This window comes from Bacteriovorax sp. As-1, from assembly GCF_058446905.1.
Window position 1 is genome coordinate 711,589 of record NZ_CP184341.1, and the last position, 20,501, is coordinate 732,089.

A 20,501-nucleotide genomic window follows, 5' to 3' on the forward strand; every position below is an offset into this window, starting at 1 on the left:
AGAGAGGAAACTCTCTGCCTTATTCTGCGATCATGACTCCGCCAATCATCATATCCATTGCACAACCAAATTTAATCTCGCCTTTTTGAAGTGCTGCTACTTTAACTGTCACTTCTTTATCTAATGGAAGATCCACTTTTAACTTCTGAGAAGGAACTGTGATTTCTCTGGCACAAGTGGCATTGGTCTTTCTAGTGATCTTTAATGTCACCGGCTCACCCGCTTTTACTTTTAGAGAGCTTGGCTCATACCCTTTTTCAGTCACCAGCATCTTGTATTCCTTGGCAAAGGCACTCGTGTTTAAAAGTAAAAGAGCTAAAATCAAAGTTTTCATGTTTACTCCTGTTGTATTGATTACCAAAAAGATTATACGCCAATGCTTCCAAAAACGTGACAACTCTTAATAAAAGAGATTGACGCTCCGATACTATAGAAGATGAAAACCTTAATCACATACTCAATCATTTTTATCTACCTTTTCTCCCAATCTGCCATTGCAGGTTCAAACCCTGTCTCTGAAAAAGTCACGGGAAAAACCAAGGTTGTCTCCTATGACTACAACGATGATAAAAAAATCGACCTGATTGAAACCTATGAAAGTGGTGAGCTGGTCAAAAAAGAGCAGGACCTCGACTTCGACGGAGTGATGGATGAAACTCGCGAGATTAAAGCCTATGTCAGTGACACTGAACCGGTAGAGACCATCACGAAAAAAGATCGAAAACTAAAAGTTTACCGCAATGAAAAGTTAAAACTCTATATCACCACCACTGAGATTGATACCGATAGTGATGGCAAATACGATAAAACAATTACCGATCATGAAGCTATTGGACAAAAAAAAGGCGAAGCTTGTGATCCTGCCATCTCCCCTTTTCTCAACGCTGCAACGGTGCTTGAAGCAGATATCACCAAGGCGATGGGGAAACTTAACAATGGTTTTATTGAGACAGATTTTGGTTACAAAATCCACCAATCCTGCTTTAGCAGTTGGGGAGTAAAAACCTTTTCGTCTATTATGTCTCAATCCATGGGGCAAGGCCTTAGTTGTTTAAGCGATCTTGCCCAAAAAAATACCAAGGCCAATCCTAAGGCCCCCAATGGTGCTCTCAACAATCTTATGGGACTTAAAAGATTAATTGAAAAAGACCACGTCAGTATCCTCTGTAATGAAGCTGGATACGACTGGAAAGGAACAGCGGGGCATGCTTCTACTTCTAAAAAAGATAAAATCACTAATCCGAAAGCAAACCACCCCTTTATTTCACTCTCGCCTGCTTATCCGAAAAAGCCAGGAAAAGGGACAGAGGAAGAAGTGGCCGAACTTACAAAAACAATCTTTCATGAACAGCTTCACAACTTAGGAATCCGCCACGGCGAAGGAATCGAATACCCATACTCATGTGAGACATGTTGCCTTCCAACCAAAGATGATTCTAAAGAAGCCGTCACTGCCGCTTGCAAAATTTGCTCTGGACAATATGAGTCCAATAAGGCCGGTGCAGAAAGCTATGTAAAAGATGCTGTTGTCTGGGGTGAAGTCACTTACAACAGCAACCAGTCACTTAAGGCCGTTGTTAATTACATTAAAGAGAATCCAAAAAGCCAAAGCGGGATCATTCTCTTTGCCCGTGCTAATGCAGGGATCATGGCACCTGTTGGAACAGAGATGGCAAAAATCCTAAAATCAAAGTTCCCAAAACTTTCTAAAGATGAGCAAACTAACCTTGATATGGCCCTGCAATATAAAGACTCGGCCCATATCAGTGCCCAGGCAAGTAAGGCCCGGGTATTAGCTGAAGCTAATATCGCTCTTTACTATGACAATAATCCGGCCAAAGCTTTAAGCGTGTTAGAGAGTAATAAAGAGATCTTAAAGAGCATTGTGGCCCAGTCAAAAAAGAAGCCTGCCAATACAGCTGAAAAGTATACTTTCCAACAGATGTTTACCGACAGCAAGAAAGCTTTAGTGGACATTTGGCTACAGAACTACCCGAAAAATGTAGACGATGCCAAGAGTGATAAGGCCTACACAATTCTTAAAGAAGTGGGTCTCATTTAATTGTCAGAAAGCCTCTTCAGGCGTTATACTGCTTCTAACAACTCTAGAAGCAGGTCCCTATGGCATCCCCTAAGAAAAAAACTCTCGCCCTTATTGCTCACGATGGAAAAAAAGCTGACATGATCAGCTTTGTAAAAGATAACATTGAATTCCTAAAAACATTTAATCTCGTCGCTACTTCTACAACTGGAAAGATGGTGATGCAGACTGGACTTAAAGTAAAACGTTACTTATCTGGACCATTAGGTGGTGATGCTCAAATCACTGCTTTAGTGGCAACTGGAAAATGCCATGCTGTGATTTTTATGCGCGATCCACTAGGAATGCACCCACATGAACCGGATATCTCTTCACTTCTAAGAATTTGTGAAGTTCACGATGTTCCGCTAGCAACGAACCTTTCTTCAGCTCAATTAATTGTAAAAGGGCTACATAAAAATCTTTTAAAAGAATAATTATGATCGTTGTTGATTCTGTTTCTAAAACTTACAGTGCAAAACACGGAGCAACTAAAGCTCTGGATAATATCAGCTTCAATGTCAAAAGCGGTGAAGTCTACGGTCTTATAGGTTTATCAGGAGCGGGAAAATCAACAGCGCTTAGAACCCTCAACCTGCTTGAAGTCCCTACCAGCGGACACATCTTCCTGGAAGGTGTTGACCTGGTAAAAAAGAATGCTGGCGAACTTCGCTTGGTCAGACAAAAAGTAGGAATGATTTTTCAACACTTCAACTTACTTGCCAATAGAACTGTCGCCGACAACGTCGCTCTTCCTCTGGAAATTGCCGGCTGGAAAAAAAACGATATTGAAAAACGCGTTTTAGAATGTCTTGATCTTGTAGGTCTCAGAGAGAAAAAGGACGCCTACCCCGCCCTTTTATCAGGCGGACAAAAACAAAGAGTGGCCATCGCCAGAAGCATTGCCAATCACCCAAAAGTTCTTCTTGCCGACGAACCAACCAGTGCTCTTGACCCTTTAACGAAAGGGGAAATCCTGGATTGTTTAATCGACTTAAATAAAAAATTAAATCTCACCATCGTTATTGCAACTCACGAGATGACCGTTGTTAAAAGGCTTTGTCATCGCGTTTCGCTTTTTAAAGATGGAAAGATTCAGGAAACGTTAGAAGTTAAAAATGGTTTAATCTCTCCGGAAACTGAATACGGTAAAGCACTAGTGAGGGATTTCTAATGGAAAATATCATCTCACTTTTGCCTGAATTGCAAAAAGCCGTTCTGGAAACTTTTTATATGTTGGTTCTCGGTCTCACGACTTCTACCCTCTTTGGTGGTGTAATCGGGATTTACTTATACCTATGGAAACAAGAGCGCCTGCTAAAAAATAACACTCTTCATTTTATCGTTGGTGGATTAGTTAACATTGTCCGCTCATTTCCTTTTGTTATCTTAATGATTGCCGCAGGTCCTCTGGCCCGCGTAGTGGTTGGAACGACAATCGGTCCAATTGCTGCCACTGTTCCTCTTTCAATCGCTGGTATCGCTTATTTTGCCAGATTAGTCGAACTTGCCCTGCTGGAAGTTCCTCGTGGGACGATTGAAGCTGCCCAATCAATGGGGGCCACTCTCCCTAAAATCGTGTTTAGTGTGCTTTTAAGAGAAGCAAGATCTCCACTTATTTTAGGGTTCACTACTTTAACGATCAGCTACCTTTCATACTCTGCTGCTGCCGGAATTATCGGAGGCGGTGGTGTTGGAGACCTGGCGATTCGTTACGGATACTACCGCTTTCAGACAGACATTATGATTGTTACTGTTTTGGGACTGGTTCTTTTTGTTCAAATTATTCAAATGATCGGAAACTATATTTCACGAAAATTAGATAAACGTTAGGAGTTAGTGATGAAGAAATTGTTACTTTTGTCTTTAATGAGTTTATTAAGTGTCACACCTGCAATGAGCGCCACTGAAAAAGTTATTGGTGCCACTGTTGGTGACTTTGCTGAATTATCCAGAGAGAGCTTAAAACCTCTTTTGGAAAAGAAAGGGTTTAAAATCCGCGTTGTGGAGTTTACTGACTATGTTCAACCCAACATCGCTTTGGCCGAAGGGTCACTCGACTTAAATATTTTTCAGCACAAACCATATCTTGATCAATTTGCAAAAGAGAAGGGCCTGGAGCTGACTCCTGTTGCTCAAGTTCCAACGGCACCTCTGGGAATTTACCCTGGAAAATTAAAGCAGCTCTCTGAAGTAAAAAATGGCAGCACAGTCGCTATGCCAAATGACCCGACAAACCTGGCACGCGCTCTTTTAATCTTAGCTGATTTAAAATGGATTGAACTTCCAGCTAAATTCGACCCGTTTAAAATTGCACCGAAAGACATTGTAAAAAATCCAAAGAACATCAAGATTGTTCAACTTGAAGCGGCCCAAATTCCAAGGGCCACTCAAGATGTAGACTTCGCGATCATCAATGGTAACTATGTAGTTAGCTCAGGTATGTCGCTAACTTCAAAACTAATGGCCGAAAAAAGTGACGCTTATGTAAACTGGGCTGTCGTGAGAACTAAGGATATTAACAGTGACTTTGCTAGAGCTGTTAAAGAAGCATTGAATTCAAAAGAATTTCAAACTTATGCCAAGAACAAATTTAAAGGTTATAAATATCCATCATCATGGAAGTAAGAAAGGCCTTCGCAAGAGGGCCTTTTTTTGTAAGGAAAAGATTGAAATCTCCCCTAACCTAATGCTTCAACTGCGCTATCCTATGAGAGGACTTTTTTAAGAAAAAGAAAAAAACAACTCGGAGGTTTTTCATGCGTAAATTTATGCTTCTTTCTCTTGCTCTTATCAGCTTCAACGCTTTTGCTGAAGCGCCATCTGTAAAAATCACTTCATATGTTTATATCAATCAAGAACGTAAAGTGGCTGAGCTTTGTGGTGTTGTTTCAAACAACACAACAACTCCAACATTCGTTCAAATCACTGTCGATGAAACAAGCAAACGTCCGGCAACTTACAATACATGGGCCGGAGCTGACGGAAAATTCTGTACAGTAGTTGTTTCTTACTACGGTACAGCTATAGCGAAAGCACAATAATTTGATTGCCGTTATTGCAGGATCAACAGGGCTCACAGGGGCCCTGCTTTTATCCAAACTTCTTAAAGACCAGGCCATAACAAAAGTGATTGCTGTCACTAGAAGACCTCTCGATTTCAATCACACTAAATTAGAAAATATTCTCGTCTCAGACTTTGCCGATCTGATGAATCGCAAAGAGGAAATGAAAGGTGAACTTTATTTCTGCTGTTTGGGGACCACGATTAAAATCGCCGGCACACAAGAGAATTTTAGAAAAGTAGACTTTGATGCCGTTGTTAATTTTGGAAGGCTTGCTGAGTATCATAAGTCTCAATCACTGGTGGTGATTTCTGCAGCAGGTGCTAATCCTCACTCTTCTATCTTCTATAATAAAGTTAAAGGTGAAGCTGAAGAGGCCCTTTTAAAACTTTCTTTGAACCGTTTGATCCTACTGAGACCAGGTCTTTTGATAGGTGAGAGAAAAGCTCACCGTCCTCTGGAGAAGGCGACAATCAAACTAACCCAAGTTCTCTCAAGTATACTTCCGGAAAGAATTGAAAAAAGCTTCGCTACTACTATTGAAGCCCTGAGCGAAAGAATGTTAAAAGAAGGAAAGAATACGGCCAACAAAATAAAGATCATCAATGCCGTTGATATTTAAATTATGCTGAAACAATCCTTCACTCTGCTTTTGCTTTTTTCTCTTTCATCATGCGCTCTTTTAAGCCCGAACCCACTTCGTCAAAATGAACATCTAAGTGAAAGTCCAGTTCTGGTTCCTTTTACAACGGATTACTGTTCTGAATGGCCTGATGGCAAAAAAGAGAATCCGGACCAATGGGCGGGCTGTTGCTTTACTCATGACCTTCATTATTGGATTGGTGGCACAGAAGATGAGAGAGAAAATTCTGACCAAAAACTAAAAGAATGTGTGAAAATGACTGGCTCATCATTGAGTGCTTTTTTAATGTACATTGGAGTGCGTTTTGGCGGACGCCCTGGAGATGCCTCTTATTCATGGGGCTACGGTTGGACTAAAGGCCGTCAATACACTCCGATCAGCAAAGAAGAAGCAGAAAAAGCACGCGGACTTCTGCTGAAATCCGAGCGCAACAAAAATGAAAAAGAAAAAAAATTGATTGATGACTTTGTTAAAAATTCTCTCGATGTCAAAATCCAGAACGAAGAATCTTAGTGCCCACCCAAGTAAGCACTTTTAACTTCCGGACTATCCTGGAGCTCTTTTCCAGTTCCTTCAATACGAACTACACCCTGCTCTAAAACGTAGGCGCGGTCAGCAAGCTGAAGTGCGCGGTAAGCAAGCTGTTCAACTAAAAGAATAGATGTCGTTCTCGTTTCTTTGATTCTTCCAACAACGTTGAAAACTTCATCAATAATAACCGGAGCAAGCCCCATTGATGGCTCATCTAAAATAAGAATCTTTGGTTTTAACATTAAAGCTCTTCCGATTGCCAGCATCTGCTGCTCTCCACCTGACATTGTTCCCGCCTGTTGATTCTGGCGGTCTCTTAGTTTTGGGAAGATATTAAAAACCTCTTCAATCGTTTGATTGATTTCGCTCTTCTTCTCTTTTTTAAAGCGCAGGAAAGCCCCTAGAAGAAGGTTATCCATTACACTTTGTTGCCCGAAAATCTTTCTGGCCTCTGGGCAATGAGCGAGACCCATTTTCACGCGGTCATGAGCACTGATTCCCGAAAGATCCTTTCCGTCGATTGAAATACTTCCCTGGTCGATATCAACCAGACCTGAAATAGCTCTAAGAAGCGACGTTTTCCCTGAACCGTTTGAACCAATCAGAGACACCAGCTCTCCTGGTTTTAATTCGATGGACACACCTCTAACAGCTTTAATCCCACCGTAACTTACACCAACATTATCTACCTTAAGCATGGCTTGCCCCTTCAGACCCTAAGTACGCTTTAACAACGTTTGGATCTTTTTGAACGTCTAAAGGTTTCCCTTCAGCAATTTTCTTTCCGAAATCTAGTACTGTAATTTCATCCGAGATTTTCATCATCATATCCATATGATGCTCAATCAGAAGAACAGCGATTCCCGCAGCTTTAATCTTTAAAATAATTTCATTGAACTCGTTGATTTCCAGAGTCGTTAGTCCAGCTGCTGGCTCATCAAGAAGAATCAGTTTTGGTCTTAGGGCCATTGCACGGGCAATTTCCAGACGTCTCGACTGACCGTAAGCTAAGTTCTTTGCTTGCTCATTGGCCAGGCTATCAAGACCCACGAATTCAAGCAGACGGTAAGCTTCAATTTGTTTTTGCTCTTCTTCACGGGCGACTGAAGGAAGTCCAAGAAGAACGGCAAAGAAAGAAGACTTATAATGTTTATGTAAACCAACTTGAACATTTTCTAAAACAGTCAGGTCACCAAAGAGCTGAAGGTTTTGGAATGTTCTGGCGATTCCCATCTCTGCTCTTTCATGGGGCTTTAGTTTACCGATTGATTTACCAAAAGCATTGACGTCACCAGTTGTCTGGTTATAGAGACCAGTTATAACGTTAACAGTTGTCGACTTTCCAGAACCATTTGGACCCATTAGTCCGTGGATTGATCCTGGTTTTACTTTTAGGTCAAGTTGGTTAACCGCCACCAGACCACCAAAGCGCATCTCTACTTTATCTAGCGATAAAGGAGTGTGATCATCTTCACACTTTTCAATCTGGAATTCGATTTTCGATTTATCACTTGCCGTGAAAATCGGAAGCCTTTTAGCAAAAAGGTTCGGGAAGAATTTCTTCATTAATCCCGCAAGACCATTTGGCAGGAAGAAAAGAGTTAAAAGAAGTAAAAGACCAAACACCATCAGACGGTAGTCTTTGAACCATGTGAATAAGTCTGGAAGAATTACAACCAGTGCCATCCCAATCACGTTACCAAAAGTTGAGCGAACTCCACCGAAGATAAGGGCCATTAGAGCAAGAACTGAGAAGTCCATGCTGAATGTGTTGGGAGCAATGTAGCTATCCAGGTGAGAAAAAAGTGCGCCGGCAAGACCAGCGATACAGGCCGACATAATAAAGGCCGTAAGTTTATAACGTACTTTTGAAATCCCAGAGCTTTCAGCGGCAATCGGGCTGAACTTAATCGCCTCAAATGCTCTCCCCCAAAAACTTTTTGAAAGGTTGCTCTTAAAGTACATAACGAGAAGAAGAAATGGATAAACCAACCATATAAATTTGTTGTCGTTAAAAGATGTGCCAAAAAACTTTAAAGGGGCCATTTGAATCCCTTTAGTTCCATTAGTTAAAGTTTCTTGCTCGTTAATGAAAGTGTAAATGATAAGCCCGTAAGCAATAGTTGTTACGGCCAGGTATGGACCCGAAGTTCTAAGCGACGGGAAACCTAGAAGGAAACCGAAGAATCCGGTGACAATCACAGAAGCTATAAGCGCGGGGAAAAATGGCCACTCTAAAAAGAGAGTCATCGTTGAGCCCATGTTGGCCGCCGCTGTTGAGTTAAGAACACCCATCGTGTAAGCACCAACTGCAAAAAGGCCGGCGTGACCGATAGAAATGTCTCCGATGTATCCGACAACAAGGTCAAGAGATACAACGAGAATAGTATAAATAAAGATTCGTCCTAAGATACTGTGAACGTAGTATTCGTTTTGAACCCACAACGGCAATGTGAAAGGAACAAGAATCAAAAGAAGCTGAAGGAGTTTAATGGTTCTCTGCGAACCTGTCAGTTTTGCTTTTTCCATTTCGACTACACCTTCTTGATGATCTTTTTCCCAAACAATCCGTTTGGTTTAAATAAAATAACAATGATTAAGAAAATAAATCCAGGCATCTCTTTATATCCTGTCGAGATGTATCTCGCCGTGAAGGCTTCTGAAATTCCAAGAATCAATCCTCCGACTAACGGACCAAAACCTGATTCAAGACCACCAATGATGGAAACTGAATAAGCTTTAATCCCTAAAACCGTTCCCATTGAAGCGGAAACGAAAGTGAGTGGAGCAACTAAAAGACCGGCGATGGCAGCAATACAGGCAGACATCATGAAAGAGACAGTGATCACAAACTTCTCAGGAATTCCCATTAAGCTTGCTGTCGCTTTATCTTCACTCACTGCCTGGATCGCTTTACCGTAAATTGTTCTGCGTTTAAAGATTTCCACTCCACAAACAATTCCCAGAGAGACAATAACAATTAAAATCTCCTGAGCGTAAACCCCGATTCCACCAAATCTTAAAATGTCATCCCCTAATGGAGAGAGCATTTTATAATCCCCTGTCGACCAAAGCTGCTCTACACCGTTTTTCATAATGATCCCCATCGCGAGGGTCGCAAGAATCCAGGTGTATTCTGACTTAAATTTTAAAGAAGGTTCAACAGCACTCTTGTGCACTAGTGCACCCGAGAGCATCCCCATCAGTAAAACGGCAATAAGTGGAACGATGAAAGGGATACCAGAGTGCTGGCCGCTTTGCATGTTCACATAAAGAATGTAGCCCACAACACCTCCGAGCATTACGATTTGCCCGAGAGAGAAGTTAATGGTTTTTGAAGTAGAGAACGTCAGGTTGTATCCAAATGCAATCAGGGCATAGATCATGCCCTGAATTGAACCTGAAATTAAAAGTTGTAGAACTTCAGTCATTTTTTATTTTTCCGATGAAATGATTTTTCCGTCTTGAACCATACCAAGAAGAACATTAGCTTCTTTTACTGCTTCGTGATCTGTTGATGAATACGGCTTTGTGTATGTTCCAGTTAGTCCTTCATAAGTAGTATTTAGGTTTTCAAGAGCTTCTCTGATTTTTGGTCCTTCAGTGGTTCCAGCTTGCTCGATTGCAAGTTTTAGAAGGTAAACTGAATCGTATCCTTGTGCAGCTGAAACTGCTGAAGAGATTGGAGATTCTTTAAACTTATCTGCATAAGTCTTAAGGAAAGTTTGTTGCTTTGGTGAAGTCGCATTAGATTCAATGAATGTTTGTGGCATCATTGTTCCGTTTCCGTTTTTACCAGCATTTGTTGTGTAGTTTGACATAGAAAGAGTCCATGATCCGATCATTGGAACTTTCCATGAAATTCTATCCATTGAGTTAGAAACAGCTGCTAACTCAGGCCCGATTCCGTAAGCAAGGATAACGTCTGCACCAGCAGCTTTTGCTTCTTGAAGTTGAGCTGTCATGTCAGTGTCTTTAATTTTGAATTTACCAACGTAAACTGGCTTTACACCAGCAGCAGCAAGGGCCGCTTCCATTTTTTCACGTCCATTTTGTCCGTAGTTAGTGTCATCACAAAGTAGAGCTGGTTTTTTAGCTCCTCTTTTTAGTGCCTGGTTAACAATAACTTTTGACTGAACATCGTCACCAGCTGCAAGTCTGAAAATATAGTTTTCAGGATTTGTAGCGAAGAATTCATTTACCTTTGCTCCAGCAGCAAGGTTGATGATTTGAGGGATTTTCTTTTGTTGTGTGTACTGAGTTGAAGCATTCGCTACACCTGTGTTAGCAGGTCCAAGAACTGCGACAACATTTTCTTTATCAAGAAGCTCTTGCATGATTTGTCCACCACGCTCGTTTTTTGCTTCATCATCACGATCGATCATAACGATTTTTTTACCAAGAACACCGCCAGCAGCGTTGATCTCTTCAATCGCAATCTTTACACCGTTTCTCATTGAAACACCCATCGGTGCAGATCCACCTGAGAATGGTCCATAAACACCAATTTTAATCTCGTCTGATTTTTTGTTACAACCAAACATGGTTGCTAAGCAAAGTAGCCCCACTAAAATAACATTACGCTTCATCAGTTACACTCCTTGTGAATTAATAAGGAAAAGAGAAAGAACTAATAAAAGTCTAAAGAAGCTGACAGTATTTGAACAGAATTTTTTTAAATCTCGTAATCTTCAAAACTACGCTTGATGATGTCTGTTGCAAGAGTAATGAAGGCACTAAGTTTTGGCGTCACGAATCTCTGTGCTGGATAAACAAAGTGTATCGGAGTTAAGTGTGATCTCCACTCTGGTAAAATCCTTATAAGCTTATTGGACTTTACCTCTTGATAACAATAATAGGTAGGAAGAAAAACAATACCATCATCCATCAAGGCCATTTTTTTTAAAGCAAACATATCGTTAATAAGGATGCGGCCTGGTATAGGAACATTTAAAGAACCTTTGGCACTTGTCATCTTCCATTCATCCACACCAACAGGTGTGAACTGAAGACAGCTATGATTGCGAAGCTCACGTGGATGAGTCGGCGTTCCTTTTGTCTTTAAGTATTTTGGTGACGCAAACGGAGCAAAGTAAAGAGTCCCAATTCTTTTGGCAATCAAACTGGAATCTTTAAGCTCTCCTGCGCGAATCGCAAGATCAACATTTTCGCTAAGCAAGTCTACTCTTCTATCAGTTAAGAGAACTTCAATGCGCGCCTTAGGGTATTTTTTAATGTATTGAGAAACAATGCCAGGAAGGATACTGCTTCCCAATTCATTAGGTGCAGTAATGCGCAAGAGTCCTTGAGGCTCACCTTGGACAGCAGCGATTTCTGATTCAGCGGCCTTGATTTCTTCTAGTCCTTGAATACATCTTTTGAAATAGGCCTGGCCTGCCGGAGTGATATTTAACTTTCTGGTCGTTCTTTGAATCAGTGTTACTCCCAATCTCTTTTCAAGATTAGAGACTTTTGCACTTACCGTTGAGTTGGGCATGCCCAGCTTTTTAGCCGCCTGACTAAAGCTTCCCTCTTGTACTACGCTGATAAATATCGCTACTTCATTGAAATCCATGAAAAAGATTATACATTAGGCTGAATTATAATTCTAGTTATTCCTATCTAATAAAATATCTCAATCTCCGATAATGTAGACACAAGAGAGAAACAAACCTCACTTACAAAAAGGAGACTATATGAATACTTACAACATCGACCCTTCTCACTCTTCAGCTAACTTTTCTATTAAGCATATGATGATCGCTCAAGTTCACGGTGGATTTGAAAAAATGAGCGGCAAGTTTCAATACGACACAGCTAATTTGGGCAACTCGTCTGTCGACGTAACCATTGAAGCTGCAAGCATTAATACTCGCGAAGCACAAAGAGATGCTCACTTAAAAAGTGCAGACTTTTTTGATGTGGAAAAATTCCCAACGATTACTTTTAAATCGACTCGCTTTGAAAAATCAGGCGGGGATTTAAAAATCATCGGAGACCTGACTATCCACGGTGTAACAAATACTGTCACTCTGGAAGTCGATGGCCCGACAGAAGAATTAAAAGACCCATGGGGAAATGCTAAAGTTGGCGCGAGCGCAACCGCTAAGATTAAACGCAAAGACTTCGGTTTGACCTGGAATGCGGCCTTAGAAGCTGGCGGATTACTCGTCGGAGACGATGTGAATATTTCGATTGACGTGCAATTTGTAAAAGCAGTTTAAGAAAAAACTCCAGCAAGGTTTAAATGTGTACACCTTCGAACACAAAACCTTGCTGGAGCCTGACGGATTTCGAATTGAACTCGGAGTAGTTTATAAATTCAATTCTTTGCTCTCTGATGGCCTTCGCCATTGATTCAAAATTAAGTTCACAGTCAATCATGGTCTTCCACGAATTGATTTGCTTAGGATGATGAAAATCTGAACTAGCAATCATAGGAAGACCACTTTCAAACACTTCATCAAAAAAATGTGCACCACTTGCGACTTCCCAGGCATCGAATTTATCACGTAAATTTTCGCGGTTATCCCAGAGATGGAAAGTCTGATGTTCTACCACTCTTGTAGATACGGGATGGGCAGCAATCGATACAGCACCTTGCTTTTTGATTTCATCCAAGAGTTCAATAATCGTTCTGTCGGCCGGCACATACTCTTTAATACCTAAAGCAAGAACATGGGCCGAGCGCTTAAAGAACAGTGAGTTTTTAGTGAACTCTACACCTGGTATCACCAGCATCCCATACATCTCCATCGCTCTCTTAGCTTCAAGCTCGATTTCTTTTAAGTATGAGGAAAAAGTTTCTTTTGTCAGGGTTTTATCCAGGAAATTAGATGCTTTCCCTAAAAAAGATTCCTCTTCACAAAGATGGTCTGTGATCGCAATGATCTTGAACTTACGTTTGCCATACAAGTCGACAATTTCAGGGATGGTTAGCTTCCCATCACTGTATGTCGAATGAATGTGCAAATCTGTCATCTTCATTGACTAAAGATTGCGAGAAAAATTCTGTCTTGTCTCGTTAAGATTCAGTCAACTCGTTCTTGATAAAATCCTAATAAAAAAGCCCCGGACTTTCTCCGAGGCTTCTTTAAATTTTACGTTATAGATTAAAGGTGGCCAGAACCTTTTGTCTGTGAAGTTGATGATTTATTGCTTGATGTAGCATTTTTTCCACCAGTTGAAGAAGCAAACATTGAATCGTCTGCTTTTTTTACTCTGATTTCGTTTTTAACATCCTCTACTCCTGAAAGGTTTTCAATCGCCATTTCAGCAGCACGTTTTACTTCTTTGCTCTCAACTGTTCCAGAAAGTGTGACACAAGCTTCTTCGACTTTTACTTCAATATCACTTGCATCGATTCTTGGGTTTCTTGCCAGCGTTTCACACACTTCTTCTTTGATGCGATCATCAGAACGCTTGTAGCCTTTTGGCCCTTTTCCAAAAAAGCTTGAATTTCTCATTCCGATTTGTGAATCGTAATTGCTCTCTGATGAAGTGTCGCGCTCAGACCCCATCCATCCAGACTGAGCAGGGCGACCGATTCCTGAATTGTATTGGTAACGATCGTATTGACCTTGATGTCCCCAAGAGTCCATGCTCGATGGGTATCCAAATCTTTCAGAAGATGAAGCTGATCTTTCAAGACCTCTGTTTGAAAAATTTCTTTCCGATGGTCTATCAAAAGATCTATCCCAAGATCTTTCTCTGTCATGAGCTAGACCTCTTTCTAATCTGTTGCCGATCATTGATCTTCCACTAGAAATTCTGTCATCATCTAGTGACGAAAATCTTGATGATGTTCTATTGCGGTCGTTCGTTTCATATGAATCATAAGAAGAACTCATTCCTCTTTGATGTCTGTCTGGACGATCGTAAGTAGCTCCGTCCATGTCATAATCTGTGTCTCTGAAGCTTGGAGCCCTTCCGGCCTCATAAGCATCGTCTCCCCACGAACTAGTTGTGCCTGAGTAGTTTGCTCTGTTTTCATTGCGGTATTGTCCACTTGTTTCGTAGTCTTGGTCTTGATCATAATTTTGTCCGTATGATGAAGTTGCATTGAATTGGCCTCCTCTTTGTCTGTTAAGTGACGAAGTGCTGGCATTCCTAGTGGGTTGTTGTCCTTGGTGTCTACGGTTCATAAAAGTCCTCCATGTTTTAAGTTCTACGACGTGTAGAAATGTTCTTAGATTTTTTAAGAAACATAAGCTCACTCTTAAAAGCAGTTTGCATGCCAAATTCGAGGAGCATAAAACGCGGTGCTCGTAATCAGGAATGGACATTATTCCAAACAGAAAGGGGCAAAAACGGAAGTCACATGAAAGTAAGCATAGAGTTATTCACAATTTTACATTTGCATACAGAAGACGTTTTCGTATGATGAGAGGCAGTGAGAAATACATGATCCCATTTTTATTTGTCCTCTCTTCATTATTTGCCTACACCTGTTTTAAAGGATTACAGATCGCTCCTACGCACCCCTATATCATGTTCGCTGGAACCTCCGTTTTTTTTGCACTCATGATTTCTTCCATGTTTATTTCGCGCAACAAACCTGATGCCTTTGAGGCCAAATGGTTTATGGTATTGACGTGGATTGGCTCACTCTTTATGGGATGGTGGGGAACATTTATTATGATTTCTATTCCCATCGATATTGTTCATTTTGTTTTTTCAATGTTTAGAGATGGTGATTTTTTTATCGGTCCTCGCGGTTACACAGTCATTCTTAGTCTTTCTGCATTTATCACTCTGCTTGGTTTTCTCGAAGTTCTTCGCGGTCCAAAAGTTGTTGAAGTAGATTTGCCGATCAAAGATCTTCCGGCCGATTTAGAAAATTTAAAAATCGCTCAGATCAGCGATTTGCATATTGGACCAACGATTCAAAGCCGCTATGTAAATAGGGTTATCAAAAAAACAAATGAGACTCATGCTGACCTCGTCGTCATCACGGGTGACCTTGCCGATGCCCATACAGAGCCGATCAAAAAACATTTACAACCGCTCTCAGGACTGCAATCGCGCTTTGGAACTTTTTATGTGACAGGCAATCACGAATATTACTGGGGAGTCGAAACGTTATTGCCGGAATTAAAAAAACTTGGGTTTGAACTTTTAATCAATACCAACCGTATCCTCAATGTAGGTTCTGCTAAATTATTAATCGCAGGAGTTCCCGATCCTGTCGGCAGATCTTTTTCAGAAGAGCACCGCCCGGATTTAAAAAAAGCACGTGAAACACAAATGCAAACAGATTTTAATATTCTACTTGCTCACAGACCAGACCCATATGTGAAGGCTGAAAAATACGGTTTTAATTTGCAATTTTCCGGGCACACTCACGCCGGACAATTTTTTCCTTTTAGCTTACTCATCCCTATCGCTCACCGCTACTACCGCGGACTCAACCGCCACGGCAAACTCTGGCTTTACGTCAACCCGGGAACAGGCTATTGGGGTCCGGCCAACCGTTTTGGGATTGCTTCCGAAATCACTCTTCTAAAACTGTCTAAAGTTTAGACACTGACTATTTCTTTATCTTTATCTCCCTTTCAGCCTCTTGAATTCAAAAGCCTTTCCTCGGCATAAGCTTTGCTCTTTTAATCACATCTATTCTTAATAAAGGATGTTTAATGAAGTCATTACTTTGCCTTCTATTGGTTTTTTCTGCAAATACTTTTGCTGCAGATCTTCAGTACAAACCACTTAAAGAAATTCGCGACCAGATTGTGTTTAAACCACTCTCTGACGAAGATAAAGAGCTCATCATCTCTTACACTAGAACTTTATTTTCTAAGGTTTATGTCAATCTTGAACACAAGATGTCGATTTATCCGGCCAATCCTCTGGCAGATTTAAAAATTATTGAAGACCGCTACCACGAGATGGATGAAGTTGAATTCCATACCAGAATGCTGGCCATTTATACCAGCGTTCGTGACTTCCACGTTAACTATAACCTACCTAAGCCTTATGCTTGTTACAGTTCACTAACTGGTTTTTCTCTTCAGAAAATGAAGGCCAATAAAATTATCGTCACTTCAGTTAACCCTAATTTAAAAACACTTTCGCCAGATCTTCAAATGATGACTCCTGGAGATGAATTAGTGAGTTATCAAAATGTCTCTCCATTAAACTATATCAAATCCCGCGCAGCTGCGGTTGGAGCTTCTACTCCTGATGCAGTTATTTTTCAGGGAACAATTGATCTTTACTTTCGTGGTCATTACGGAACTATCTTACAGAAGGATGATCAAATCGTTGCCTCATTTAAAAGACCTAATGGTGAAATGTATTCGATTACTGCACCGTGGATTGCCCGCCTTGACCCTGAGTGCTTAAAGGAAAAAACAGAAGAAAAAGCACCTCAATCTGGAAAAACAGATGTGAACTTAAGAGAAGTAAAACTAAAAGAACGTAAGACATTCTTCTTAAACTGGAAGAATAAATTCATCACGTTCTTTAAGAATAAACTTCCACTCCTTAAGAAAAAATCTCTTACAGCAGACTCTAGTCTTGTTAGCTTGGTTGATTTACATACGACAAAGCACCCTAATCTTTTCTGGAAAGAAATCCCATTTCAGGGACAACGTTTTGGGTACTTAAAACTAGACAGCTTTGATACCCCAGAAGGTCCAAACGCCGCAGTGGCCGAAGTCAAAAAAGTCTTAACTCAAAACCTGGCAGATACCAGTGCGCTTGTTATCGATCTTCGCGGAAACTATGGCGGGCAAATCAGTTTTGCTGAAAAAATGGCCGCTCTTTTTGGAGCTATGCCTGTAAAAAACATTCCTTTTTATGTCAGAGCAAATGACTTTATGTCATTTATGTTTAAAGACGATCCATCATGGTTAAAACTAATGCTTCCTCAAGTCGATAACAATACTCTTGTTGGACCAGGAAACCTGACAACAATCTCAGATCTTTCACGCGTTTCTCAAAGTTATTTTGGTAAAGTTGTTCTTCTAACTAACAGTGAGTGTTTTTCATCTTGTGACCTTTTCTCTGCTGTCATGAAAGACTATGCGCGAGTGAAAATCTACGGGACTGACCACTCGACTTTTGGTGGAGGGGCCAACGTATGGGCCACGGGATATTTAAAACCAGCTTTTGATGCTGTTGAAATGCCAGTTCCACCACAAAATATCTCAATGCGAGTGACTGCAAGACATGCTCACCGCATGATCGACAATTCTCTGATTGAAGACCGCGGAGTTGCAAGTGATATCGTCCTGGAAGAAGAAGCTGAAGACCTTTTAACTTCAAATTCAACTGTTGTTGCTAGAATTTATAATGATTTCCTAAAAGACCAATCATTAAAGAAATCTTCTGACACATTTGTCAACTTTGACCAAAATTCAATTCAGGTTCACGGCGATACAGTGGTTAACCTAGAAGCAGCAGTTGGAAATGTTGATTATATTTCAGTCTTTAAGAATAAAAAGTTTGTTCAGCGCTTTGAAAAAAATGAGCAGGATAAAATTGCTATTGTTTTAAGCTCTAAAAACACACCTTATGGAACTGAAACTGTCGAAGTCTACGGTTTTGACCGTAGTGCTTCATCACGCCTTCCGGTTTTAAGAACTTCACTCCTTCTTGAAACACTTCCAGCATTTAAAAAGTTACAAGACATCAATATTATCGGTGATACAGTTACAACTGTTTATCCACAAAATGCAGATTGCGGCTGGAAAAAATCAGCAAACTCTATTGTACTTGAAGGCTATTGCCCGGAATCAGTAACTGAGGCGACTCTTTCAGTTGAACTTCCAAAGATAGAGGCCATGCTTTCGTTTGACCTGACAATGGATACAGAGCCTGATTATGACTTCTTTGAGATTGTGGCCATTGTTGATGGAAAAGAAACAAAACTGATGGAACCGAACTCTAAACCAATCAATGACAGCTTTCATATCAGTCTAGCTGCCTTTGCTGGTAAGAAAATAGATCTAAAATTCAAAGTCATCAGTGATGAAGTTTTCTCTGGAAAAGGCGGAAGCATTTCTAATATTCAAATTCAATAAACTTGTGTTAGGTTGATTGTATGAACAATCAACCTGACCTTTTTAAAGCAACCATTACTGAAATCAAGCAAGTCACGGCTAGAATTAAGGCCTTCAAACTAGAATATGGTTCCCGCTCTTTTGACTTCAAGCCTGGCCAATGGATAGACCTTTATGCCCCGATTGAAGGCAAAAATATCGGAGGCTATACCATTACCTCGGCCATTCAGGAGAAAGGCTTTATAACCCTTGCTGTGCGCGAGTCAAGCACACACCCGGTGACTCAGTTCCTTCACCAAATCACTCCCGGCCAGGAAGTCATGATCACTGAAGGGCAGGGAAAATTCTTTTTAAAAGAAGAATACATGTCATCCCCTTTGGTTTTTATTGCCGGAGGCATTGGGGTCACTCCACTTCTTTCAATGTTCAGAAGTGTTGATAAGATCAAAAACTCTCTGAAGCATTTTTATTCTGTGTCTTACGAAGAAGACATTCTCTTTCGCGAAGAACTTGCTCCTTACAGCATTTTCACGGCTACCAAAGGTCACACCACGAATTGGTCAGGCGAAACCACACGAGTAAACCTTGCCATGCTAAAAAAATATGAAACGGATTTGGGATCACATTTTTTTATCTGCGGCCCACGACCAATGATTGATTCTATGGTTAATGAACTTAAAGAAGCTGGCGTTCCCCTCGATCACATTCATTATGAAAAATGGTGGTAAGAGATTTGCAAACGAAAACACTAGGACAAGGTGTTTTCATTCATGCTCAAGCTATACACTCTTTTATTTTTTCTTTTTTCCTGGTCACTTAGGGCAGAACTCCCTGCGGTTGTCCTTTTAACGCTACCTTTGAGTGACAATACCGATTTTACCTACAGCATTGTCCCAAAAAAGGAATGTTCTTTTGAAGGTGTCGAACGCATTATAATCGCCCCTATCAGTCAGACTAACAATAGAAACTTGATTGTTGACCTGGCCTCTTATTTACAAAAGAAAATTAACCTGGAGATTGATCAGGAAGAAGTCACTCCTGAGCACATCACCTTTTCACTAAAAGGATCACAAAATCTTTTTTTTGAATTTTTTTATAAGCAATCTGAAACATCTCCTAGTTGCCAACTAGTGAGGGCCCTGCATTTTGATGACAAGGTTTATAACTTAAGCCATATCAAAATTGACTACGGCACAGCTTTAAAGTCTGCCGTTATAGAAAGAATCCAGATCTTGGATGAAGAAAATAAAGATCAAAACCTATTCATCTATCCATGGCAACTTAAAGGGCAGATGTCTTTTTATGAATTTAATATTGGGCCGGCACTTAATATTCATACAAATGTTAGAGTAAGGGACCAAAAAACTTTTCAGAAAAAAGATCCAGTCATTGAACCAGTACCTGCTTTCTTTTTTCGTTATGGGCCTCTTTTTCTCAATAAGAACGGGCTGGGCTCACTGCTCTTTCATTACAAAGATGTCAGTTTAATTGGGATGGGACTACTTGAAGGCGAGCCATATCAAGGACCAGGGTTAAAAAATAGGTCCATGGGATTATTCTTTGGGTCTATTTTGAAGTTCAATTTGTTTGAGCTAACTTTTTACAACGATTTTTTTAAAGATAAAGGTTATGTTCTCAAGGCCAATCTTGCTCCTGAATTTCGTTACCGCCTTTCCTGGAAATTCTCACCACAGGTCTTTCTCCAATTCTGGGATAAAGAGTATGTACGATACTATTTTGGAGTCAAACCAGAAGAAGCGACAAGAAGTGCTTTTAGCGAATACAAACCTTCTTATACTTTTAATTATGGTGCTATGCTGGAAACAAATTATTTTGTAGACCGTTGGACTTACGTGTTTGCGACTGGAATAAAAATGTATGGGAAAGAAGTTTATCAATCTCCTACCGTCAATAAACAGCAGGAGCTAAGATTTATTTTTAGTGTTCTCTATAAAGTCTTTTAATTAATTTACAATACACTCATAACTAACAGTGGCCAGAGCCCCTGAAGTGTATTCATATTGACCTTCCAGGCTATTAAAGAGATTTTCAGCTTCTTTACCCGTAATTCTCGTTTCAGCAAAAACAGAAAAAGACATTAAAAGAAGGGCGTAGGCCATAAACTCTTTTATAAGGACACCATTATTTATTTAGCTTGATTATGTCTGAGCCCGGGA

22 protein-coding genes are annotated in these 20,501 nt (G+C 40.5%); 13 read left to right on the top strand and 9 right to left on the bottom strand.

The features are described 5' to 3' along the window. Nucleotides 1-19: 19 nt before the first annotated feature. Entirely contained in the window at nucleotides 20-334 is a 315-nt protein-coding gene (locus ACN20O_RS03550; protein ID WP_491637277.1) for a cupredoxin domain-containing protein, read from the bottom strand. Between the two features lie 102 nt (nucleotides 335-436). On the opposite strand from ACN20O_RS03550, the gene ACN20O_RS03555 reads away from it, so the two are divergent. The 8 genes from ACN20O_RS03555 to ACN20O_RS03590 all read left to right on the top strand — a co-directional run bounded on the left by ACN20O_RS03555 (nucleotide 437) and on the right by ACN20O_RS03590 (nucleotide 6,301). Then, entirely contained in the window at nucleotides 437-2,062 is a 1,626-nt protein-coding gene (locus ACN20O_RS03555; RefSeq protein WP_491637279.1) for a hypothetical protein, read from the top strand. 59 nt (nucleotides 2,063-2,121) lie between these two features. Continuing rightward, complete coding sequence (locus ACN20O_RS03560) at nucleotides 2,122-2,517, top strand: methylglyoxal synthase (protein WP_491637281.1); 396 nt, start codon at nucleotides 2,122-2,124, stop codon at nucleotides 2,515-2,517. Between the two features lie 2 nt (nucleotides 2,518-2,519). Then, entirely contained in the window at nucleotides 2,520-3,254 is a 735-nt protein-coding gene (locus ACN20O_RS03565; RefSeq protein WP_491637283.1) for a methionine ABC transporter ATP-binding protein, read from the top strand. Further along, nucleotides 3,254-3,913: a methionine ABC transporter permease gene (locus ACN20O_RS03570; RefSeq protein WP_102244530.1), complete on the top strand. Its 660-nt coding sequence runs from the start codon at nucleotides 3,254-3,256 to the stop codon at nucleotides 3,911-3,913. The genes ACN20O_RS03565 and ACN20O_RS03570 overlap by 1 nt, the downstream gene beginning before the upstream one ends. Before the next feature lie 9 nt (nucleotides 3,914-3,922). Further along, nucleotides 3,923-4,708 carry a MetQ/NlpA family ABC transporter substrate-binding protein gene (locus ACN20O_RS03575; protein WP_491637285.1) on the top strand — a complete coding sequence of 262 codons (786 nt, stop codon included), beginning with the start codon at nucleotides 3,923-3,925 and terminating at the stop codon, nucleotides 4,706-4,708. Nucleotides 4,709-4,839: 131 nt separating this feature from the next. Then, a complete protein-coding gene (locus ACN20O_RS03580; protein WP_491637287.1) occupies nucleotides 4,840-5,124 on the top strand; it encodes a hypothetical protein in 285 nt (94 codons plus the stop codon). Nucleotide 5,125: 1 nt separating this feature from the next. After that, on the top strand, nucleotides 5,126-5,767 hold the full coding sequence (locus ACN20O_RS03585) for a Rossmann-fold NAD(P)-binding domain-containing protein (RefSeq protein ID WP_491637289.1): 642 nt from the start codon (nucleotides 5,126-5,128) through the stop codon (nucleotides 5,765-5,767). Between the two features lie 3 nt (nucleotides 5,768-5,770). Next, nucleotides 5,771-6,301, top strand: a complete 531-nt coding sequence (locus ACN20O_RS03590) for a hypothetical protein (RefSeq protein ID WP_491637291.1) — start codon at nucleotides 5,771-5,773, stop codon at nucleotides 6,299-6,301. Here ACN20O_RS03590 and ACN20O_RS03595 read toward each other — a convergent pair. The 5 genes from ACN20O_RS03595 to ACN20O_RS03615 all read right to left on the bottom strand — a co-directional run bounded on the left by ACN20O_RS03595 (nucleotide 6,298) and on the right by ACN20O_RS03615 (nucleotide 11,894). Beyond that, a complete protein-coding gene (locus tag ACN20O_RS03595) occupies nucleotides 6,298-7,017 on the bottom strand; it encodes an ABC transporter ATP-binding protein (protein WP_102244535.1) in 720 nt (239 codons plus the stop codon). The genes ACN20O_RS03590 and ACN20O_RS03595 overlap by 4 nt on opposite strands. After that, on the bottom strand, nucleotides 7,010-8,848 hold the full coding sequence (locus ACN20O_RS03600) for a branched-chain amino acid ABC transporter ATP-binding protein/permease (RefSeq protein ID WP_491637294.1): 1,839 nt from the start codon (nucleotides 8,846-8,848) through the stop codon (nucleotides 7,010-7,012). Before ACN20O_RS03600 ends, ACN20O_RS03595 begins: the two co-directional genes overlap by 8 nt. 5 nt (nucleotides 8,849-8,853) lie before the next feature. Next, complete coding sequence (locus ACN20O_RS03605) at nucleotides 8,854-9,750, bottom strand: branched-chain amino acid ABC transporter permease (RefSeq protein WP_102244537.1); 897 nt, start codon at nucleotides 9,748-9,750, stop codon at nucleotides 8,854-8,856. A gap of 3 nt (nucleotides 9,751-9,753) precedes the next feature. Beyond that, on the bottom strand, nucleotides 9,754-10,908 hold the full coding sequence (locus tag ACN20O_RS03610; protein ID WP_491637296.1) for an ABC transporter substrate-binding protein: 1,155 nt from the start codon (nucleotides 10,906-10,908) through the stop codon (nucleotides 9,754-9,756). 86 nt (nucleotides 10,909-10,994) lie between these two features. Continuing rightward, the gene (locus ACN20O_RS03615; RefSeq protein WP_491637298.1) at nucleotides 10,995-11,894 is read right to left on the bottom strand and encodes a LysR family transcriptional regulator; all 900 of its coding nucleotides are present in this window, start codon (nucleotides 11,892-11,894) and stop codon (nucleotides 10,995-10,997) included. 121 nt (nucleotides 11,895-12,015) lie between these two features. Between ACN20O_RS03615 and ACN20O_RS03620 the strand changes: the two genes are divergently transcribed. Next, nucleotides 12,016-12,543 (top strand): YceI family protein, encoded by a 528-nt coding sequence (locus ACN20O_RS03620; protein ID WP_491637300.1) that lies wholly within the window; start codon nucleotides 12,016-12,018, stop codon nucleotides 12,541-12,543. A 19-nt stretch (nucleotides 12,544-12,562) separates the two neighbouring features. Here ACN20O_RS03620 and ACN20O_RS03625 read toward each other — a convergent pair whose 3' ends face one another. Then, entirely contained in the window at nucleotides 12,563-13,300 is a 738-nt protein-coding gene (locus ACN20O_RS03625) for a PHP domain-containing protein (RefSeq protein WP_491637302.1), read from the bottom strand. Between the two features lie 131 nt (nucleotides 13,301-13,431). After that, a complete protein-coding gene (locus ACN20O_RS03630) occupies nucleotides 13,432-14,463 on the bottom strand; it encodes a BON domain-containing protein (protein ID WP_491637304.1) in 1,032 nt (343 codons plus the stop codon). Nucleotides 14,464-14,854: 391 nt separating this feature from the next. On the opposite strand from ACN20O_RS03630, the gene ACN20O_RS03635 reads away from it, so the two are divergent. The 4 genes from ACN20O_RS03635 to ACN20O_RS03650 all read left to right on the top strand — a co-directional run bounded on the left by ACN20O_RS03635 (nucleotide 14,855) and on the right by ACN20O_RS03650 (nucleotide 20,288). Continuing rightward, nucleotides 14,855-15,841 carry a metallophosphoesterase gene (locus tag ACN20O_RS03635; protein WP_491637306.1) on the top strand — a complete coding sequence of 329 codons (987 nt, stop codon included), beginning with the start codon at nucleotides 14,855-14,857 and terminating at the stop codon, nucleotides 15,839-15,841. Between the two features lie 113 nt (nucleotides 15,842-15,954). Continuing rightward, nucleotides 15,955-18,345: a S41 family peptidase gene (locus ACN20O_RS03640; RefSeq protein WP_491637308.1), complete on the top strand. Its 2,391-nt coding sequence runs from the start codon at nucleotides 15,955-15,957 to the stop codon at nucleotides 18,343-18,345. A gap of 20 nt (nucleotides 18,346-18,365) precedes the next feature. Next, entirely contained in the window at nucleotides 18,366-19,052 is a 687-nt protein-coding gene (locus tag ACN20O_RS03645) for an FAD-dependent oxidoreductase (protein WP_491637310.1), read from the top strand. Nucleotides 19,053-19,094: 42 nt separating this feature from the next. Further along, complete coding sequence (locus tag ACN20O_RS03650; RefSeq protein ID WP_491637312.1) at nucleotides 19,095-20,288, top strand: MipA/OmpV family protein; 1,194 nt, start codon at nucleotides 19,095-19,097, stop codon at nucleotides 20,286-20,288. Here ACN20O_RS03650 and ACN20O_RS03655 read toward each other — a convergent pair whose 3' ends face one another. Continuing rightward, nucleotides 20,289-20,444: a hypothetical protein gene (locus ACN20O_RS03655; protein WP_491637314.1), complete on the bottom strand. Its 156-nt coding sequence runs from the start codon at nucleotides 20,442-20,444 to the stop codon at nucleotides 20,289-20,291. It abuts the gene before it with no gap. Nucleotides 20,445-20,501: the final 57 nt, after the last annotated feature.